This window comes from Ruminococcus sp., assembly GCF_016287535.1.
Taxonomy (GTDB): domain Bacteria; phylum Bacillota; class Clostridia; order Oscillospirales; family Ruminococcaceae; genus Ruminococcus.
The window spans coordinates 1-20,756 of sequence record NZ_JAEFAJ010000006.1; the positions used below are offsets into that span (position 1 = coordinate 1).

Genomic DNA, 20,756 nt, shown 5'->3' on the forward strand with positions numbered 1-20,756 from the left:
AAGGAATCTTAACACAATTGAGATCGCTGAGCGAATGAGCACTACTGTCCGAGCTGTACAAAGGCTGTTACATCGAGCTTTGATAAAACTGCGCGAAGAATATGTTTCGCTATTTGAAGAAGCCAAAGCGTGCGGCTATCCGAAATGCGTCGAGCATAACTATGAGCGTATACTTCGGTTCTTTGAACAGTATGAGATCATACTTACAAAGAACGATCCCGCGGCGTAAACCTAACCCCACAGCATTAGTTTGCTGTGGGGATTTTTCAATCCTGCCGATTAGTAAACATTACTAAACAGGATATCAAAAATCATTTATCGGCTATACAACTCTACAAAATAATAAGGCGTATTTCTTGAAATGTTCGTTTTTTGCATTTCCCACCTCTATATATATGAAGGCAGTCCTCTCTTAACCGCTAACAGAGTGACGGTATGACAGTAAAATTGAGGTGTTGAAAATGCTGACTATGCCGTCACCCATGTTTAGCAAATATCTATATATCGTTGAAAGTTCGGGTGACGGTAAAAAATGCGGGTGACGGTATACTCACGCACAAAACGCGCCGTTTCTGCCGCCGATACCGAAAGCGGATACCTATCCCAGCTGCGGCGGTGAAAGCGGTTGTCGCGCAACGTGGAGCGAATGTGGGCAGCATTGGCATATGGAGAAAACTAACGCTGACGGAGCAGTACAGGCAGCGGAGGTTTGAAAAAGCCAGCATCGCATTCGGCAGTCCGCCGAACGCTTGCTGGTCGGGGAGACCCCCGAACCCCCTCTCAAAAATCGTACAATGAAAGGAAGGTGATACAATGCGAAAAAGAAACAGAACGATCACAATTCGCTGTACCGATGATGAGTACCAGCAGATACACAGCAAGGCTGAATGGCACAAATTATCGCTAAGCGACTTCGTTCTCAGGTCGGCTATGGACAAAAAGATAATCGTAGCTGACGGATTGGACGAGGTCGCAAAGCAGCAGAAAAGTATGAGGTTATAGTCGCAACCCACATCGACCGCGAGCATATTCACTCGCACTTCGTTTTCAACTCCGTCAGCTTCGATGGCGGAAAGAAATACCATTCCAACAAGGAGCCAGTCGAGGAGCTGATGAAGCTCAGCGATGAAATTTGTCAGCGGTACGGAGTTCATGTACTTGATGCTCCCAAGAAGAAAATGAACAAAGACTTCCTTTCCGACAGCGAGTACAGGTCAGCCAAGCGCGGTGAGAGCTTCAAGTGGGAGCTGATGAACGTCATCAATCAGGTGATGAAACAGGCGAAGTCAAAGAAGCAGTTCTGCTGCTTGATGAAGCAGCAGGGCTACGATGTAAGGTGGGAGGACAACCGTAAATACATTACCTACACCTGCCCGAACAAGAGAAAGTGCCGTGACAACAAGCTTCACGGCGAGAAGTATAGAAAGGAGAATATGGAGCATGAGTTCGAGATTAGACGAATTGAATCAGATGTACAACAAGGAATTATCACAGGCAGCGGACGCTCCGCCTGCAGTTTTAGTGCTCGATTCCAACTGGAGAGCGCTGATAGAATTGAACAGGCAGATGTCTCAGGAGCAGTTGGAAATACTCAGCAGTCTCTCGACGCTGTCAACCAAAGCGGAGACAGAACAGGTGCTGAAAACAGTTCGCTCCGAGCAGAGAGCGACCATAGAAACCTGTCGGGAACTTCTGAATCAGGCAATGGAACTGTCAGAAACAGCGGCGGCTCAATTAGAGAAAGCGACAACAGACCTGTCCTCACAGGCTGGGAAGCTGAACGAAGAATATGGCTCGAAGCTGAAAGAGCTCGACGAGTACAAACACAGGCTCAGCTTGAAAGCAGCCAAGTGGATAGTGATATCACAGTCGGTATTGATAGCATTGTCAGCGGCGTTACAGCTGTGGCTACGCTGATAGAGGACGAGCCTGCTGACGATACCGAGTACGCTCGGGAGCACATTGACAGCAAGGCTCTTGCCGAGGAACGAGAGCGAAAGGAAGCTCTCGGAATACACATGGGATAACCCAAATCTAATACGAAAGGACTTTTAAAAATGAACAACGCAAATCACATACGAAACATGAACGAGAGAACAATAAGGAGAGTGGTTATTGAATGGCAGAAAAGGATAATAAAACTTCAACGAACAAGTATGCGGAAATGCGAAGAACGCAGTATGAACTTAGGAAAGTCGTTATTGACGGCAAGACCTATACCGTCATAAATGCAACGCCGACTGATACGAATGTGACTGCGGCAGACAGACTCCGCGAACTTGTGAAAGCATATTAACGAAAATTTTACTGGGCTTTTGAGCCGAGTAGGAGTATACTGTTGGTGTACCGAGCGGTACACCAACAGAGTCCTATTCGGTTTGGTTTCCAGAGAAGGAGGATTTTAATGAAACCAAACAACGATCAAATTACAGCTTTGTATTGCCGACTTTCACAGGAAGATGCTCGCGAGGGCGAGTCGCTGTCAATAGAGAATCAGAAGAAAATGCTCATGGATTATGCTGAAAAGAATGGCTTTCGTAACTGTCAATTCTATATTGACGACGGTTACAGCGGAGTCAGCAGCAACCGTCCTGACTACCAACGAATGCTTAATGACGTTGAGAACGAGCTTGTGGGAACAGTCATTGTGAAAGATCAGAGCCGACTTTCGAGAAATTATCTCGAAGCAGGCAGACTTATGGAACTGGTGTTTCCTGCTAACGATGTCAGATTTATAGCAATCACAGACGGTGTTGATTCAGCCAATGGTATCAACGAGATGTCAGGCATAAAGAACTATTTTAATGACTTTTTCGCTCGTGACACATCAAAGAAGATACGTGCGGTTCAGAGAGCAAAAGGCGAGCGCGGAGAGCGTGTCGGAACGATAACTCCATACGGATACTTGAAAGATGCTGATACAAAACAGCTTGTCCCCGACCCGATCACTGCACCAATAGTGCATAAGATATTTGAGCTGTGCGCTGACGGAAAAGGTGTAAGAGCTATCTGCAATTACCTTTATGAGAACAAAGTCGAGACACCCGGGGTATATGAGTTCAAAACAAAGGGAAAAACTTGTAAACACCCTACTCTTGATACTCCATACATCTGGACACAAAGCACAGTAAGAGATATGCTCTCAAACAGGATATACTGCGGAGATACGGTCAACTTCAGCACATACAGCAAGTCCAACAAGCTTAAGAAAAGGCTGAAAATGCGCCTGAGAATATGCTTATCTTCGAGAATACTCATGAGCCGATAGTCAGCCGAGAACTGTTTGGGTTAGTGCAAAAGCGTTACGAAGGTAGGAAACGTCCCGACAGGCTTGGCGATGTTGATAAATATGCAGGATACTTGTACTGTGCCGACTGCGGAGCAAAGATGTATCTTCACAGAGGGAGCAATATCAAGTCCGATAATAATTACTATCAATGCGGTGGCTATCAGGCAAAGGGCAAGAATTACTGTACGGTACACAGCATAAAGGCAGATGTGCTCGATAAACTTGTCTTGGACGGTATCAAGTTCATGACCGACTTGGCAAGGGAGAAACCGCAGGAGTTCTATGACATAGCAGTTAAGAGCAATATGGCTAATGCCGAGAAGCAGCGGAAGGAGTCCGAAGTAAAGCATTCCAAACTGCAAACTCGTATCAAGGAGCTTGATAGCATTATGAGCTGCTTGTATGAGGATAGAGCATTGGATAAGATTACTCTCGAACGCTATGACAAGCTCGCATCAGGCTATGAGAAAGAGCAGAGTGAAATAAAAGCCGAACTTGAAACCCTCTCCATACAACTTGAAAACATGGAACATCAGGATAAAGCAGTGCAGGATTTCATTGAAAACGCAAAGGCTGACCTTGAAATGGAAGAGCTTACACCAAAGCTGCTCAGATTATTCATATCTCGTATTGAAGTATATGAAAAGCCTGAGAAGCATTCAAAAACCTGCGGAAATGATGTTGTGATACACTATTCATTTCATTCAATGCACAAGCCTATGCCTGTACTTACTCCGTCAAAGAACAGAACATTCACACAGGCAGCCTGCTAAACAGCAGAAACCCGAGGACGATATGCCCTCGGGTTACATAAGGAATATATAGTTCCGTTAAGGATAGCGGGCTAATATCCGCCCCTGCAAATTATTTTTCCATTGAAACGATCTTCTCGGCAGCCTCTGTGAGCCATTCGCCCTCAAAGAGCTCGATCGTACCCTGATCGCAGAGCTTTGCAAGCTGAGGGTCAATGGGGAGCTTTGCAAGTACCGGGATATCGTACTGAGCAGCTATCTCCTCTATATGGCTCTCGCCGTAGATGCTGTGGCGCTTGCCGCAGTCGGGACATTCAAAATAGCTCATATTCTCGATGATACCGAGTATGGGGATATTCATGAGCTTAGCCATTTTGACCGCCTTCTCCACTATCATGGAAACAAGCTCCTGAGGAGAAGTTACTATAACTATACCGTCGACCGGCAGTGACTGGAAAACAGTCAGCGGTACGTCGCCTGTTCCGGGAGGCATATCAATAACGAGGCAGTCGATATCCTTCCATATAACGTCAGTCCAGAACTGCTTTACGACACCTGCGATAACAGGGCCTCTCCATACAACAGGGTCGGACTCGTTCTCAAGGAGAAGATTTATAGACATGATGTCAAGTCCCATTTTTGTTTTTGCGGGGATTATTCCGAACTCGCAGGCATCAGCCTTCTGATGTATGCCGAAAGCCTTTGGTATAGAGGGACCTGTGATATCAGCGTCCATGATACCCACATTCTTTCCGAGTCTCTGCATTGATACGGCAAGCAGTGAAGATACCAGTGTCTTACCGACGCCGCCCTTTCCGCTGACAACTCCTACCACCTTGCCGATATTACTCATGGCATTGGGCTTTTCAAGCAGGCTCTGGGGCTCTTTTCTGCTGCCGCAATCGCTTCCGCAGCTTGAGCAGTCGTGTGTACATTCGCTCATAAAAAAAACACTCCTTATGATATAATGATAATATTATACCACACAATTCAGAAAATAGCAATAGGATATTGACAAATGTATAACACAGTGATATAATATCAGTTGAGAGTTGACAGTTTAGAGTGGAGAGTTATTGTATCGCCTTACGGCGATGTTATTTAAATAAGTCTGCGAAGCAGACACATTAACTCTCAATTCTCAACTCTTAACTCTCAACTTTTAAGAGTATCTTCGGGGCAGGGTGTGATTCCCTACCGGCAGGCGGAGAGGCTCCGCTCCCGGCATACGCTCCGGAGAAATAACTGAACATTATACAATTATCTTCGGGGCAGGGTGTGATTCCCTACCGGCAGTATAGCCTGCGAGCCTTGTGGCTGATTCGGTGAGATTCCGAAGCCGACGGTAAAGTCCGGATGAAAGAAGATAAACCGCACACCAATGTGCAGTAAAAGACTTAACGCCCCGTTATCAGGGGTTTTTTCTGTTTTCAGGGGATATTGTCCTTAATATCATATACCGCTAATCACTATGCACTAAATATTTTTCAACAATACCAGGAGGAACTATGTCTCACGAAGAATTTATGCGCGCAGCTCTTTTACTTGCCCGCAGGGGTATGGGCTTCACATCTCCCAATCCGATGGTGGGAGCTGTCATCGTCAAAAAAGGCGAGATAATCGGCAGCGGCTATCACAAGCGCTACGGCGATCTCCACGCTGAACGCAGCGCATTTGCGGACTGTGAAGCAAAGGGGATAGACTGCAAGGGCGCAGATATGTACGTAACTCTCGAACCCTGCTGTCACCACGGCAAGCAGCCCCCATGCACCGAGGCTGTCATAGCTCACGGCATAAAAAGAGTGTTCATCGGCTCATCAGATCCGAATCCCCTTGTTGCAGGCAAGGGTACGCAGATACTTCGCGACAGCGGCATAGAAGTGACAGAAGGCATCCTCAAAGATGAATGCGACGCCCTGAATGAGATCTTCTTCCATTATATCACAACAGGTCTCCCATTTGTGACAATGAAATACGCGATGACACTTGACGGAAAGATAGCCTGCTATACGGGAGAATCCAAATGGATAACCGGCGAAGCCGCACGGGCTCACGTGCAGCACGAAAGGCTTCATCACAGCGCAGTAATGGTAGGATTGGGAACAGTCATCGCAGACGATCCCCTGCTCACCTGCCGCCTTGAAAACAGCCGTGATCCAATACGAATAATATGCGACAGCAAACTCAGAACTCCCCTTAACTGCAATATCATAAAGACCGCCAGGGAAGTCCCGACCATTATTGCTACGGTATCAGAGGACAAAGAAGAAGCAGCACGCTTTGAAGAGGCAGGCTGCCGTATAATAAGAACTGCTGCGAAGGACAGCCGCGTAGACCTGATGGAACTAATGAAACAGCTCGGCAGCGAAAGGCTTGACAGCGTACTCCTTGAAGGCGGCGGAGAACTGAACTGGTCTGCTCTCAATGCAGGCATAGTGACAAAGATACAGGCTTATATAGCACCAAAGCTCTTCGGCGGCAGAGGCAGTTCACCTGTATCGGGAACAGGCGTACCAATGCCTGACGAGGCATTTATGCTTGAAAAATGCAGTATGATCAATATCGGAGAGGATATACTCATAGAAAGCAGGGTGAAGAATGTTCACGGGAATAATTGAAGAGGTGGGGACCGTAAAAGCGGTAAAGCGCTCCGGCAGCTCCTCCTTTATTGAGATACAGGCGGAAAAGGTGCTTGAGGACGTAAGCGTCGGAGACAGTATAGCCGTAAACGGCGTATGTCTTACGGTAACCCATTTCGGCGGCGGAGTATTCCGTGCAGACGTTATGAACGAAACTCTCAGCCGTTCATCGCTTGGCAGCCTTGCTTCAGGAAGTCCGGTGAATCTTGAACGTGCTATGGCTGCAAACGGACGCTTCGGCGGACATATAGTCTCCGGACACATCGACGGTACGGGTACAGTCACCGACATCAGAAACGACGGTATAGCAGTGTGGTACACGATAAGCGCCGACCCGGAGATAATGAGATATATAGTTGAAAAGGGCTCCATAGCCATTGACGGGATAAGCCTTACCGTTGCAAAGGTGACGGATACCTCATTCAGCGTTTCCATAATCCCCCACACAGCTTCACAGACAACTCTCGGCACGAAAAAGAAGGGTGACACTGTGAACCTTGAAAACGATATCATCGGCAAGTACGTTGAAAAGCTTATGAAGCCCGCGGAAAATACCGGAAAAAGCGGCATAACCATGGACTTCCTTGTAAAAAACGGTTTCTGAAGGAGACAATAAATATGAAAATATTTAAAACGGCTGTTCTGATCTCTCTTTTATTCTCGGCGGCACTGACAGGCTGTAAAAGCGGCAGCGGAGTCAATGTCAATGCCAATGCCAAATACAATTCGGAAGGCAAGAAAACAGAAACAGGCGATCATGAGGTCGATCCTGCCTCTCTCGGCATAGACCTCGATACAGAAAAAAAGGACTACAAGACAGAGCTCTTTACTCAGATGGATTTCGTATTCGATACCGACAAAAGCGTTTCGGAAGTAGGTGTTGATATAAACACCGGAAATATAACAATTGCCTGCTCCGGCGACAACAAGACAGGTTTATCTCTTGATTATACCGTTTACGCCGACACAGACGAGGTCTGTCAGGAGGTAAAGAGCCACCTGAACGCCACTGCTGAGGTAAACGGCAGCAGGCTCGACCTGAAGCTCATCGAGGACAAAACAGGTGAGAATATCGACAGCTGGCTCAAAAAGAATATCCCTGACTGCCGCGTGGAATACGATCTCTATGTGACCGTTCCGAAATTCGTAAAGAGCTTCGACGCAAAGGAAATTGTGGGAAATATCTCCTTCGGTGAACTGAGCGGTAAATTCAGCGCCAGTGTGAACGTCGGCAATATATGCTGCAACGGCACCGGATTCACTGAGGCTTCGGTATTGAAATGCATTGTAGGCAATATCGACCTGATGGACTGCACCTACAAGGCTGACACCGATATATCCGCAGATACCGGCAACATCTCATTCGGACTGCCGGCAAGCGGTTCCGGAGGTGCAAAGCTCAAAGTCGCTGCCGATACCGGAAACATTATGATAAAGGGGAACGGCAGCTACGATGTCTCAGACGAAAAGAAAAAGGGTACCTCACACAGCATGACCATAAGCGCCGAAGGCTGTACTGCGGCTCTTTCCGCTAAAAGCGGCGAAATAACCAAAGAGTAAGGAGTAATTCTATGTTCCGCTACAACACTGTTGAGGAAGCCTGCGAGGCTCTCCGTAACGGCGAGATAATCCTCGTCACAGACGACGAGGACAGAGAGAACGAAGGCGACATGATATGTGCCGCACAGTTTGCAACTACTGAAAACGTAAACTTCATGGCAGCTCACGCAAAAGGGCTTATCTGTATGCCAATGAGCGCCGGATTGTGCGACAGACTTCATCTGCCGCAGATGGTTGACTACAACACCGATAACCACTGCACAGCATTCACGGTCTCCATCGACCACATTAACACAACAACAGGCATTTCCGCCGAGGAAAGAGGCTATACAGCACGTATGTGCGTATCTCCCGATTCAAAGCCGGAGGACTTCCGGCGTCCGGGACATATGTTTCCGCTTACTGCAAAGAAAAACGGCGTTCTCGAACGGGAGGGTCATACCGAAGCTACGGTGGACCTGATGCGTTTAGCCGGTCTTGAGGAGTGCGGTCTGTGCTGTGAGATAATGCGGGATGACGGAACTATGATGCGCACCGATGAGCTCAGGCAGAAAGCGCAGGAGTGGAACATGAAGTTCATAACCATACAGTCGCTGAAGGAGTACAGGAAGGTGCATGACGTGCTTGTGGAGTGCGTGGCGAATACGAAGCTCCCCACAAAATACGGTGAATTCCGTGCCCTCGGATACGTCAACAAGCTCAACGGCGAGCACCATGTTGCTCTTGTTAAAGGCGATATAGACGACGGACAGGATATACTCTGCCGAGTACATTCCGAGTGCCTCACAGGTGACGCCTTCGGCTCGCTCAAATGTGACTGCGGACAGCAGTTTGCAGCGGCAATGACGCAGATAGAAAAAGAGGGGCGCGGGGTACTTCTCTATATGCGGCAGGAGGGACGAGGCATAGGACTTATCAATAAGCTCCGCGCCTACGAATTGCAGGACAAGGGAATGGATACCCTCGAAGCGAATCTCGCTCTCGGCTTTCCCGGAGATATGCGCGAATACTACATCGGAGCGCAGATACTCCGCGACCTTGGCTGCAAAACACTGAGACTGCTGACCAACAACCCCGACAAGGTTTACGGACTCAGCGGCTTCGGACTTGAAATAAAGGAGCGTGTGCCAATACAGGTGGACGCTACCGCCTACGACCTGTTCTATCTCAAAACGAAACGCGACAAGATGGGACATATTCTTAATTACTGAGGTGTTTATCATGAGTACATTTTTTACAGTCGTTCTTATCATTCTTTGCGCAGCCGCTCTTGTATATGATATATGCTGTTTCATTTCATGGTCGAGAGCAAAGGAAAAGTCGTTCATAAGCAATATCCTGGCGCTCGCAGGCATTATTGTTCTCGCTGTCTGCGGTTTGTTCTTAAAAAATACCGCTCATTCCGTTCTTATGATACTGCTCGCTGTGCTCCTTATCCCCTGCGATATCACCTGCCTTTCACCAGAGGGTATCAGGACTGCCATTTTCGCAAACAAGGGCATTTCTCCTGTGAAGAACCTGAGCTATGAATACGGCAAGGGACTGTTCGGAATGGAGAAGCTCGATCTTTTCATAAACGATAAAAAGTTCGCAAAGGGCTTCAATCTCGGCATAAAGAAGATGAAGACAGTAAAAATGCTGGCTGACTGGTACGGTAAGCACGGCTACGAAAATCCCCTTACAAAGTAAAGGAGAAAGCCATGACTGCTATGAGGATAATCTCGATATCAGCACTCTGCATAATGAGTGCGGTATTCATATTCGGTATCATAGGATATTTCATATTCCGCAGCCGCGTGAAAACAAAAAAGACAGCTGTGAAACTGAAGAGACAGCTAAAAAAGAATGCTGTATGGTGGAGCTGCTGTTGGGCCGCATGGCTGCTCATCGGCTTCATGTACTGGAACGCCGCAAGAATAGAGCACAATGATGAACAGCTCGTCAACTTCGGTCTGCTGTTCATTGCCGGAGTCCTTCTCACGATACTTCTCCTGCTTGATTTCTTCATAGGAAAATATGCCTACATAACCTCACAGAGAGTGTATTTTCCTGATAACTTCGGACTTGCCCGCAATAAGAAAAGTGTCATGTACAAATTCAACGGCAGTACTCTGCAGCTCTGGTTCAATAACGGCATAATGCCTAAGGAGTTCTCTGTTCCCGAAAAGGAGGAAGAGCTCAGAAAGCTCCTGAAAGACAACTACAAGCTCAACAAGACTGTATAAGCTAAAAGAAAGGAAAAATATACAATGAAAACTTACGAAGGTAAACTTATCTCAAAGGACATAAGAATAGGTATCGTCGTTGCACGTTTCAACGAGTTCATCACCTCAAAGCTCCTCGGAGGGGCAGTTGACGTCCTCAAACGTCATGATGTAAGTGAAGGCGCTATTGATATCGCTTGGGTACCCGGTGCATTCGAGATACCGCTCATAGCTTCAAAAATGGCTAACTCAGGAAAATACGACGCTGTAATATGCCTTGGCGCGATCATAAGAGGAAGCACATCACACTACGACCTCGTCTGCAACGAGGCCGCAAAGGGCATTGCTCAGGTATCACTCCAGACAGGCATACCGGTAATGTTCGGTGTCATAACGACCGAGAATATCGAACAGGCTATCGAACGTGCAGGCTCAAAGGCCGGAAACAAGGGCAGCGAGTGCGCTGAAGGCGCTATCGAGATGATAAACCTCATCAGAGAGATAGAGGCATAATGACAAATCTTATTTTCGACTACGACGGTACTTTACACAACTCCATGCTCACCTACGCTCCTGCGTTCAGGGATACGATGAAATGGCTCTCCGACAACGGATATATAGCTGAAAAGGAATACTCCGACAACGAGATAAGCTGCTGGCTTGGATTCAATTCCACAGATATGTGGAACAGCTTTCACCCGGAGCTTGACCCTGAAATAAGGGAAAAAGCACGTCTTATGCTGGGCAGGGATATGGCTGAACGCATAGACAACGGCGAAGGCGCTCTCTATGACGGAGCCGAGGAAACACTGTCGGAGCTGAAAAAGCGCGGCTATACTCTTATATTTCTGAGCAACTGCCGCTTTCACTACCTTGAACGTCACAGACGTGTTTTTGGACTTGACCGTTTTTTCGATCACTACTATTGCTGTGAAGCTTTTGACTTCATACCTAAATATAAAATATTCCCAAAGATTGCTCCCGCTCATAAGGGGAACTTCATAGTAATAGGTGATCGTTTCCATGATATAGAGACCGCTGTAAGGAACGGACTGCCGTCAATAGGCTGCAGCTACGGATTCGGTTCCCCTGAGGAGCTTTCCGGAGCTGATATCATTGTTGACAGCATTACCGGCATACCTGCCGCGGCAGAAAGACTTCCACACTGAAAGGAAGGGGATGGATATGAGATCTGCCCGTCTTATAGCTATTGCAGCTGCAGCTGTATTTTCCGTTTCATGCTTTTCATGTTCGGATAACAACAGACCGCCGCGCATATCACGCTACAGGGACAAAGTAAAAGAATTCAAGATAGGTCAGGCAGGTATAGACAACGACGACAGCACAGATCAGCTGCCGGAACGGAGCAATCTGGACGATGTCGAGGAATCTGTCAGAAAGCTGCTTGATGATATAGGAAGATCAGATAACGAAGAAGCTGTAAAAGCCGATATCGACAGCCTGCTGTCTATGTACGATACAATATACGAAGCACGCACGAATGCCGAATTCATTTTTTACCGCAACTATACTGACAAGCACGTGGAAGCGCTCTACAATGAATACTACCATGACGCTGCCGTTGCGGCGGATCTGATAATGTACGGCTTCAACCGCGGAGCTGACAGCGATTACTCTTCTCTTTTTGAAAAGCTTGTTGACAAGGAGGGAAAGGAGCACTATGTATACAGTCTTTCCTCTGCCCGTGCAGAAGCTGAATCGAGCTTCCTTGACATTGCCGAGACGAAAAGCGAATACTACGAGGTAATAAATGACGCCTCTCTCTCCGTAGGCGAAAAGGATCTGCGCTGTGCAGAGCTTCTCCTTGAATTAATCGAGGACTATACTCCCGAAACCTTCTACACCCAGTATGACAGAGACTATACCGGCGAGGAGATACTCGAACTCGGCAAAACAGTATCAGACAAGATAATACCGGTATACAAGGAAATGCTGAAAGACTATTTCGGCACGGTATCATGGTCTGATTACTTTTCCGAAGACGACTCGGAGGAAAATCCGTTTGAAACTGTAAGGGAATACGCAAAGACGCTTTCACCTGAGTTTGACAAGTATTCGCAGAAGCTCATTGATGAAAAGCTGTATACCGTATGCTACAACGACGACGCTTTTGAGGGAGCATTCACCGACGAGCTCCCGACCCAGAACAGCGCAAAGATATTCATAGGAAATATGGGCAACAGCCGGAACAGGCTCACTACCGCCATACATGAATTCGGTCACTACTACGCCTCTTTCTTTGATGAGACCCATGCGCTTATGGCAAAGAACAATCTCGATATCGCCGAGATACAGTCTCAGGGCTTCGAGCTGCTCTTCATGCAGTTCTACAACGATATCTACGGCAAGAGCGGAGACAGCATGAAGCTTTACAGGATACTTAATATTGCGGATTCAATAGTATGCGGCTTCCTTGTCGGAGAATTTGAATACAGCATTATTTCCGAAAAGGATTCCATAACTCCGGAAGAGGTAGTTGACAAATTCAACGATCTTTTTGAGGAACTTGAAATAGATTATCACCTTTCGGATATACCGCATATCATTGAGAGCCCGGGCTACTACATAAGCTATGCGACTTCCGCGCTCGCAAGCCTTGACCTCCTCGACGACGTCATGAATGACCCTGCAAAGGCTCTTGAAAAGTACGAGAAAATGGCGAGGATATCAAACAACTCAGGCGAATACAGCTTCCGTGCAGCGCTGAAGGAATGCGGCTTCGATGATGTTCTTACAAAAGAATACATCACATCTCTTGCCGCAAAGCTGAAAATGTACTCAAAGGAACTAAGCAGATAAAGAACTTTTTTGGTGGTCGGGAACTGCCGGGCGTTTGCGTAATTGCCCGAAACCACAAATACAAATCCTGTCAGGACCGCCACTTATGGCGCTTGTCTTGGTCTTGACCGAATCTGGATTTGTGGTATAATAAGCAATTTCGAACGCCGGATGCACAATAAACCGCCAAAATAATTATATACCCGAAAAATAAAGGAATGCAAGGGACATATTCCCTGCATTCCTTTTTTATTGTCATTCTGTTCTGAGCGCTACCACAGGATCTCTCTTAGCCGCCAGTCCGGCAGGGATAAGTCCTGCAATAAGCGTGAGCACCATGCTTATTATCACGAGTATCACCGCTCCCGTAAAAGGCATATGAGCCCTAAGGGTATCAAGTGAAGTGACCTTGTGTATTATCGCATTTATCGGTATCGTGAGCAGCACGGAAACACCTATTCCGATAAGTCCTGCGGTAAGTCCCACAAGCAGCGTCTCCGCGTTGAATACTGTGCGTACATTGCGCTTGGAAGCGCCGATAGCTCTGAGTATTCCGATCTCACGGGTACGTTCAAGTACGGAGATATACGTAATGATACCTATCATTATGGACGATACTACAAGAGATATACCCACGAAAGCTATGAGCAGGTAAGATATACCGCTTATTATTCCGGTTATTGACGACATGAGAAGAGCTACCACGTCGGTATAGTGTATAACGTCAGCTTCCTCCGCACCGTCATTATAACGTGTTATCGCGTCTGCTATTTCGTCCTTTTCCTCGAAGCTCTTCGCAAAAATGCGTATTACCGACGGATCGGCTTCATCTGCTACGCCAAGAAGCTTCAGGTTGTCTTCGTATGTTGAATCCGATATCTCCTCAGGAGTATACTTTTCAAATATCACTCCATAGTTTTCAGGGCTTATCTCAGCTGTATCGAGCATAGCAGCAAGCTCCGCATTGCTCAGCGAACCGAGCTGCTCCTGTGACAGCTTTGCGTACTGCTCTGCTATCTGCTCTCTTATAGCCTGCTCAGCGTAGTTCTTTATCTCCTCATCGCTCATCTGACTTACGAATGAAGTGATCTGCGACGCATCTACTCCAAGCTCGGAAGAATACATTTCTGTTATCTGCTGTACGAAAGACTTCCTGTCGAAGTCCTTCATTGCCGCGGCAACCTGTTCGTCTGCCTGCTTAGGATCCGGCTGTGCAGCCACAAGGCGGAAGATATCAGCCTTTGTATCAGTGTCAGCCTTTTTTATGAATGCCTTTGCAGTCTCAGCCTTTTCCTCCGGAGTCGGAGCCGTATATTCATCTGTCATGAACTTCGTTCCCGTGATGATATCGTTCTCCTTATCATCTTGCTGTGCCTTTACTATATCGCTGCTGTTTGTCTTTTCTATAACGTAATTTGTGAGCAGGCTCGTATAACCCATATAGCTCTTCAGCATAGGAGCCTTTACATCCTCGCCCGGACGTATGAAGCCGACTATCTTTATCTCTGTTCCGATATCGTCGCTGTTGAACAGATATTCAAGACCGGTCTGTGTAGCAGTAAGGTCATTGTAGCCTTTTCCTGAAGAAATGCCCTGATAGTATTCACAGGGAAGTATCATTTTGAACTTCTTGCCTGTTATCTCGTCAAGGCTCCATTCAAGCTGACCGTAATCGTTTATCTCCTGATTGCTCATGATGGCATTGAGCTTTTCGTTGAAGCCCTCCTGATCCTTTAGTCCGAGTGCGTACACTATAATATCAGGTATCTCGTTGTTCCTCGTCAGGACTATAACAGCTTCATCGTATTTTTCCGGCCATTTACCGTTAACAAGCTCATACTGCTCCTTTACGATATCGTTTACAGGTTCACCGTTTTCGCCCGGCAGAAGCTCCTGCATAACATTCAGACCGAAAGCCTGCATCTCCATATCAGCCATCGGGTTGTTCATCGTAGCGGTCATAATGTCTGATTTGCCCATGCCAAGCGCTTTGCTGTACATATCCATAAAATCGACCTTGATTATCTCGCCTGAGGGAGATTTGGTAAACACCGGCATTTTCAGGTCGTATCCGTAGCTTACGGCACTTGACTTATCCTTAATAACGCTGTCATTGTCAAGGAAGGTCTTGAAGTCCTTCATATTGTTTATCTGCTTTGCGGAAGCATTGAAGGAATTGAACATATCATATACCTGAGTATTGGCATATACCGTATCATCCCTGAACTCACGGCTCTCATACTCCTTCTGATTGTTCATAAGAGCCTCTATCATTCCTGAGGTATCAGTATTTTCGCGCATTATTTCCAGCGGATATGATGAAAGCGTCTCCTCCTGAACATCGTTTATATAATCATTTACGCCTGTAGCAAGTGAAAGTATCAGCGCTATGCCGATTATACCTATAGAACCTGCAAAGGCAGTAAGTATAGTCCTGCCTTTTTTTGTAAGTAGGTTGTTGAGAGAAAGGGAGACCGCCGTACCGAATGACATTGATACCCGTTTTTTCTTTTCATCAGTCTTTTTCTTTGACTTTTCTGCTTTTTCCTTCTTCTTTTTCCTGCTTTTTGCAGTTTCACCGTCAAAAGGATCGCTGTCGTCCGTAAGTCTGCCGTCCTTAATCCTTACAATACGGGTAGCATACTGATCCGCAAGCTCAGGATTATGCGTTACCATGATAACGAGTTTATCCTTTGCTATCTCCTTCAGAAGTTCCATTACCTGTATGGAGGTCTCCGAATCAAGAGCTCCGGTAGGCTCGTCTGCAAGGAGTATATCCGGATCGTTTATCAGAGCACGGGCTATAGCCACACGCTGCATCTGTCCGCCTGACAGCTGATTCGGCTTTTTATGGAGCTGATCTCCGAGACCGACTTTTTCAAGGGCTTCCTTTGCGCGTCTGCGGCGTTCTGACTTTGATACGCCCGAAATAGTCAGAGCGAGCTCGACATTTGAGAGCACTGTCTGATGCGGTATAAGGTTATAGCTCTGGAATATGAAGCCTATTGAATGATTGCGGTATGCGTCCCAGTTTCTGTCCTTGTATTCCTTAGTTGACACCCCATTGATGATAAGATCACCGGAAGTATAATGATCCAGTCCTCCGATGATATTGAGCAGCGTTGTCTTGCCGCAGCCCGAATGGCCAAGTACAGCTACAAATTCACTTTCACGGAAGGTGATACTTACCCCTCTTAAAGCGGTAACGATATTTTCTCCGCTGCCATACTCCTTAACGATCTCCTTTAATTGAAGCATAACGATCCCCTACTTTCAATTTTTTAACCATATTATTGTATCTGTGATTGATTCTCACCTTATCCATTATAGCACTTTGACGAATAATTGTCAATTTCGTTTGTAGTAAATTAACAAGGTCTTAACGTATTTTTCACAAATAAAAAGGGCGCTGTTTGTAAACAACGCCCAATATATATTTATTACTTCATGCCATACTTTTTGAGAAGAGTTTCGATCTTTGTATGAGGATCGATTATCTTGCTGATAGAAACGTCATGATTGATAGCTTCAATAAAATACGCGATATACTTTGACACGTCAACCTCATGGAACCATTGTCTGCTGAGGAGCTCCGGTGTCCTGTAGGTAAGATTGGTACCGAATACGCCGTCGATAGTGCCCTCCTCGTATGCCTTGTCGAACTTTTCAAGGCCGTTGGTGAAGATAGCATAAGTAGCGTAAGCATAGATCCTGCCTGCGTTCTTCTTTTTAAGAGCAGAAGCAACATCGAGCATTGATTCACCCGATGAGATGATATCGTCTGAAACGAAGATGTCCTTGCCCTCAACAGGATTTCCGAGATACTCATGAGCAACTATAGGGTTGCGTCCGTTTACTATAGTGGAGTAATCTCTTCTCTTGTAGAACATACCCATTTCAACTCCGAGAACAGAAGCATAGTACATATTTCTGTTGAGAGCGCCTTCATCGGGGCTTACTACCATGAACTTCTCCTTGTTGAAGCTGATGTCCTTTATATCCTTGAGCATTGCCTTGAGCACCTGATAGGTAGGCATTACATTGTCGAATCCCATAAGGGGTATAGCGTTCTGGACTCTCGGATCGTGAGCGTCAAAAGTAACTATATTGGAAACGCCCATAGCTTCAAGCTCCTGGAGAGCACAGGCACAGTCAAGTGATTCGCGGTAGCTTCTTCTGTGCTGACGACCGCCGTAAAGAGTAGGCATAATGACAGTTATGCGGTGAGCCTTTCCGCTTGCAGCCTGTATTATTCTTTTAAGATCCTGAAAATGATCGTCGGGAGACATAGCGTTCTGCATTCCGAAGTAATCATACTTTATGCTGTAGTTTCCCACATCAATGATTATGAAAAGATCCTTGCCGCGTATAGTAGACTTGATATATCCCTTGCCGTCACCGGAAGAAAATCTCGGACACTCGCTCTCTACGAGGAAGGTATCAACATTGATACCGCCTTTTCCTGCCCAGTCAACGAGATAGTCATCGATCTTTTTTCCCAGCTCTGTAACGCTGTTCATAGCGATGATGCCGATAGGTGCGACGTTGGAATCGCTGCCGAATAAAATTTCACTTGAAGCTGTCATAACACTTTTTTCGCACGTGATCACGCGCGATACTCCTTTCGCTTTTTAGTCACTTTCGGTCAAAGCCCTGCTTATTTGCAGAAATACTCGATATAGCGTTCGATATCACCGCTGATGATCTCTCTGGCAATGTCGGCATGATCGACCTCGTTAACGGCTGTTGTTTTGTTTTCAAGTTCCTTGTAAACCTTGAAGAAATGCGTCATTTCGTCAAAAACGTGCTTAGGGAGTTCCTCGATATCCTTGTACATATTGTAATTCGGATCGTCGAACGGGATAGCGATGATCTTCTCATCGTGATGTCCGTTGTCAAGCATTCTGATAACTCCGATAGGATAGCATCTTACCAGCGTGAGCGGCATGAGCTGCTCCGAACAGAGCACCAGTACGTCGAGGGGGTCGTTATCGTCTGAATACGTCCTCGGAATAAAACCGTAATTTGCAGGGTAATGAGTGGAGGTATAGAGGATACGGTCCATTTTTATAAGACCTGTCTCCTTGTCAAGCTCATACTTGATCTTGCTGCCCTTGCCGATCTCGATCACCGCAATAAAATCATCCGGAGTTATTCTCTTTGGACTTATTTTGTGCCAGATATTCATAATTTCCCTCCTCCAAAGCATATCTGTACGTGCAGCGGACACGTTGACAGAACATTGATAAGCCATTAAACATGACGTTATCCCCTACAAATTAGTATACCATTTTTTTGAGATTTGTCAATATACGCCCTGATTTTCAGCAATTATGATAAATTATCCTGAAATCCTGAGATATTTTCGTCTTTTCGTCTTTTGCAGAAAATTCACAGATTTAATTTATATTGCTCTATAATGTCGCTTTATTAACAAAAAATGAATATAGCTAATGAATATTATAATTTTCATCTATTGCTTTTTGTGAAAAAATATAGTAAAATATATTTGTATAATTTCAAACGGAAGACGAATGAAAGGAGTGACATAACTTGATAGGTTCACGTATCGCTGTTATCATTGAAGAAATAGGACAAAGTTATCAGAGCACTATACTTGGCGGAATAGACCAGGGTGCCAAGGAATTCGGACTGAATATCGCAGCATTCACGTCGTTCAGCGGCGATATGGATAATCCCCGTCACGATATGGGCGAATTCAACATCTTCAATCTCCCTGATTTCAAGGATTTCGACGGAGCTATCCTGCTTACGAATACTCTTTCATACAAACCTGTGGTAAAGGAAATACTTGACCGTATAAAAAGGGCGGGGATCCCTGCCGTAAGCATAGATAATGACATAAAGGACTTCTACTACATCGGAAGCGACAATTTTTCTGCAATGCGCAGTATCACCGAGCATATGATAAATGTTCACGGGTTCACTAAATTCGCTTATATCTCAGGTCCCGGAGAAAACCCCGAAAGCTCCGACAGACTTGCCGCTTTCTGCACAGTCCTCGATGAACACGGGCTGGATATAAGTGATGAAGCCATATATTACGGAGATTTCCGTGCGCCTACCGGGAAAATGGCTGTGGAGCATTTCCTTGAAGAGCTTTCTGAAATGCCGCAGGCTATAATCTGCGCAAACGACGAAATGGCTGCGTCGGCGATAACAACTCTCAGGAGCCACGGCATCAGCGTCCCCGGAGATATAGCAGTGACCGGCTTTGACAATACCTACAATCACCACAATTACCTTGTAGAGCTGACATCTGTTGACCGTCCGCTGGAGCTTTCCGGACTTCTTGCCTGCCAGCTGCTATATAATCACCTTAACAAGATACCGCAGGACAGAAAGCTGCTTCTGAATATGACTCCCCACTTTACAGAAAGCTGCGGCTGCGGCCACAATGCGCTGTCCGATGTCTCAGAGCTGAAGGAACTCAATTTCCGCAACTACTCCAACTTTGAAACAGTTCAGATATATATGGGGGTCCTTAACCGTATGTCCACGCAGCTCCTTGCCTGCAACAGCTTCAGCGACTACATAGTCACACTGAAAAAGACTGCCGTTGAGATACATCCGGACGAATTTTACTTCTGTCTCTGCGACAACTGGAACATTGAATCCGCTATCGACACCTCGACCACTCTTGACGGAGTCGACAACTCCGTACCAATGACATATACAGACTATGTTACCGTTCAGATAGCCTATGTTAACGGTGAATTCCTTGAATGTGACAAGATAAAGTCAAAGGACGTTTTTCCGCCGTCAGCCGAAAACGGCAAGTCCGGCAAGCTTTATTACATAACTCCGCTTCATTTCGGAGAACGCTGTCTCGGTTACATGATAATACGAAGCTCAAGTCTTGCGCTCCAGAACATAATGTTCGAGACCTTTGTCATAAATATATGCAACTCCCTTGAAAACATCAGGAAGCTGATGTGTCTCGAATACGCTGTCAAGCGTCTTGGCAACCTCTACGTTCAGGATACATTCTCAGGCATATTCAACCGCAATGGCTTTGTCCACGCTACAAACGACCTGTATCACGAGTGTATCGAAAAGAAACGGGATATAATGCTAATGTTCCTTGATCTTGACGGTCTGAAGGAAATAAACGATACCTTCGGACACAGCACCGGCGACAAGGCTATATGCTGTATAGCAGGCGTACTCAAGGATTCCTGCTGCAGCAATGAGGTGTTCTGCCGTTTCGGCGGAGATGAATTCATTGTTTTCGGCGCGGATTATACAAAAGAGATGGCTGAGGATCTTACAGCCGTTATACAGAATAATATCAAGTACATCAACGACAGCGCACTGTATCCGTTTACTCTCAGCGCAAGCTCAGGCTTTGTCGTTGCTACTCCGAAGATAGGCGAGGACATTTTCTACTTCGTTACCGAAGCAGACAAGATCATGTATAACGAAAAGCGCAGAAAAAAGCACTCAAATTACCTGAAATCCTAAAATGTAACAATACAGGACTGAGTTGCTG

General features: G+C 46.2%; 20 protein-coding genes and 1 riboswitch. Of the genes, 16 read left to right on the top strand and 4 right to left on the bottom strand.

Annotated features, from left to right (window positions below; genetic code table 11):
• The 6 genes from QZZ36_RS04095 to QZZ36_RS04120 all read left to right on the top strand — a co-directional run.
• The coding region (locus tag QZZ36_RS04095) for a hypothetical protein (protein ID WP_295077219.1) at window positions 1-229 on the top strand (229 nt) is incomplete at its 5' end.
• A gap of 584 nt (window positions 230-813) precedes the next feature.
• Window positions 814-1,002, top strand: coding sequence for a DUF1778 domain-containing protein (locus QZZ36_RS04100; protein ID WP_295077222.1), 189 nt, complete (start codon window positions 814-816; stop codon window positions 1,000-1,002).
• Window positions 1,003-1,028: 26 nt separating this feature from the next.
• Entirely contained in the window at window positions 1,029-2,027 is a 999-nt protein-coding gene (locus QZZ36_RS04105) for a relaxase/mobilization nuclease domain-containing protein (protein WP_295077516.1), read from the top strand.
• A gap of 92 nt (window positions 2,028-2,119) precedes the next feature.
• Window positions 2,120-2,296 (top strand): hypothetical protein, encoded by a 177-nt coding sequence (locus tag QZZ36_RS04110; RefSeq protein ID WP_295077225.1) that lies wholly within the window; start codon window positions 2,120-2,122, stop codon window positions 2,294-2,296.
• A gap of 108 nt (window positions 2,297-2,404) precedes the next feature.
• The gene (locus tag QZZ36_RS04115; RefSeq protein ID WP_295077228.1) at window positions 2,405-3,268 is read left to right on the top strand and encodes a recombinase family protein; all 864 of its coding nucleotides are present in this window, start codon (window positions 2,405-2,407) and stop codon (window positions 3,266-3,268) included.
• Window positions 3,235-4,062: a recombinase zinc beta ribbon domain-containing protein gene (locus tag QZZ36_RS04120; protein ID WP_295077231.1), complete on the top strand. Its 828-nt coding sequence runs from the start codon at window positions 3,235-3,237 to the stop codon at window positions 4,060-4,062. The genes QZZ36_RS04115 and QZZ36_RS04120 overlap by 34 nt, the downstream gene beginning before the upstream one ends.
• Before the next feature lie 91 nt (window positions 4,063-4,153).
• On the opposite strand, the gene QZZ36_RS04125 is transcribed toward QZZ36_RS04120, so the two are convergent.
• Complete coding sequence (locus QZZ36_RS04125) at window positions 4,154-4,984, bottom strand: Mrp/NBP35 family ATP-binding protein (RefSeq protein WP_295077234.1); 831 nt, start codon at window positions 4,982-4,984, stop codon at window positions 4,154-4,156.
• Between the two features lie 315 nt (window positions 4,985-5,299).
• Window positions 5,300-5,413, top strand: a riboswitch (FMN riboswitch).
• A gap of 136 nt (window positions 5,414-5,549) precedes the next feature.
• On the opposite strand from QZZ36_RS04125, the gene ribD reads away from it, so the two are divergent.
• Genes ribD through QZZ36_RS04170 form a run of 9 tightly spaced genes read left to right on the top strand, consistent with a single transcriptional unit; the run spans window position 5,550 to window position 13,264 of the window.
• Entirely contained in the window at window positions 5,550-6,659 is a 1,110-nt protein-coding gene (gene ribD / locus QZZ36_RS04130; RefSeq protein WP_295077239.1) for a bifunctional diaminohydroxyphosphoribosylaminopyrimidine deaminase/5-amino-6-(5-phosphoribosylamino)uracil reductase RibD, read from the top strand.
• Window positions 6,640-7,284: a riboflavin synthase gene (locus QZZ36_RS04135; RefSeq protein ID WP_295077249.1), complete on the top strand. Its 645-nt coding sequence runs from the start codon at window positions 6,640-6,642 to the stop codon at window positions 7,282-7,284. Before ribD ends, QZZ36_RS04135 begins: the two co-directional genes overlap by 20 nt.
• Before the next feature lie 14 nt (window positions 7,285-7,298).
• Window positions 7,299-8,240, top strand: a complete 942-nt coding sequence (locus tag QZZ36_RS04140) for a hypothetical protein (RefSeq protein ID WP_295077253.1) — start codon at window positions 7,299-7,301, stop codon at window positions 8,238-8,240.
• 11 nt (window positions 8,241-8,251) lie between these two features.
• The gene (locus QZZ36_RS04145) at window positions 8,252-9,451 is read left to right on the top strand and encodes a bifunctional 3,4-dihydroxy-2-butanone-4-phosphate synthase/GTP cyclohydrolase II (protein ID WP_295077262.1); all 1,200 of its coding nucleotides are present in this window, start codon (window positions 8,252-8,254) and stop codon (window positions 9,449-9,451) included.
• Window positions 9,452-9,461: 10 nt separating this feature from the next.
• Complete coding sequence (locus QZZ36_RS04150; protein WP_295077269.1) at window positions 9,462-9,929, top strand: hypothetical protein; 468 nt, start codon at window positions 9,462-9,464, stop codon at window positions 9,927-9,929.
• An 11-nt stretch (window positions 9,930-9,940) separates the two neighbouring features.
• Window positions 9,941-10,465: a hypothetical protein gene (locus QZZ36_RS04155; protein WP_295077272.1), complete on the top strand. Its 525-nt coding sequence runs from the start codon at window positions 9,941-9,943 to the stop codon at window positions 10,463-10,465.
• Window positions 10,466-10,489: 24 nt separating this feature from the next.
• Window positions 10,490-10,957 carry a 6,7-dimethyl-8-ribityllumazine synthase gene (gene ribE / locus QZZ36_RS04160; protein WP_295077275.1) on the top strand — a complete coding sequence of 156 codons (468 nt, stop codon included), beginning with the start codon at window positions 10,490-10,492 and terminating at the stop codon, window positions 10,955-10,957.
• On the top strand, window positions 10,957-11,613 hold the full coding sequence (locus QZZ36_RS04165) for an HAD family hydrolase (RefSeq protein WP_295077278.1): 657 nt from the start codon (window positions 10,957-10,959) through the stop codon (window positions 11,611-11,613). The genes ribE and QZZ36_RS04165 overlap by 1 nt, the downstream gene beginning before the upstream one ends.
• Before the next feature lie 16 nt (window positions 11,614-11,629).
• Window positions 11,630-13,264, top strand: coding sequence for a hypothetical protein (locus QZZ36_RS04170; RefSeq protein ID WP_295077281.1), 1,635 nt, complete (start codon window positions 11,630-11,632; stop codon window positions 13,262-13,264).
• A gap of 234 nt (window positions 13,265-13,498) precedes the next feature.
• On the opposite strand, the gene QZZ36_RS04175 is transcribed toward QZZ36_RS04170, so the two are convergent.
• From QZZ36_RS04175 to QZZ36_RS04185, 3 genes are all read right to left on the bottom strand, one after another.
• Entirely contained in the window at window positions 13,499-16,501 is a 3,003-nt protein-coding gene (locus QZZ36_RS04175) for an ABC transporter ATP-binding protein/permease (RefSeq protein WP_295077284.1), read from the bottom strand.
• A 182-nt stretch (window positions 16,502-16,683) separates the two neighbouring features.
• Window positions 16,684-17,829, bottom strand: coding sequence for a ribose-phosphate pyrophosphokinase (locus QZZ36_RS04180; protein WP_295077519.1), 1,146 nt, complete (start codon window positions 17,827-17,829; stop codon window positions 16,684-16,686).
• A gap of 71 nt (window positions 17,830-17,900) precedes the next feature.
• A complete protein-coding gene (locus tag QZZ36_RS04185) occupies window positions 17,901-18,431 on the bottom strand; it encodes an inorganic diphosphatase (RefSeq protein ID WP_295077288.1) in 531 nt (176 codons plus the stop codon).
• 365 nt (window positions 18,432-18,796) lie between these two features.
• On the opposite strand from QZZ36_RS04185, the gene QZZ36_RS04190 reads away from it, so the two are divergent.
• Complete coding sequence (locus QZZ36_RS04190; RefSeq protein WP_295077296.1) at window positions 18,797-20,728, top strand: GGDEF domain-containing protein; 1,932 nt, start codon at window positions 18,797-18,799, stop codon at window positions 20,726-20,728.
• The last annotated feature ends 28 nt before the right edge of the window (window positions 20,729-20,756 follow it).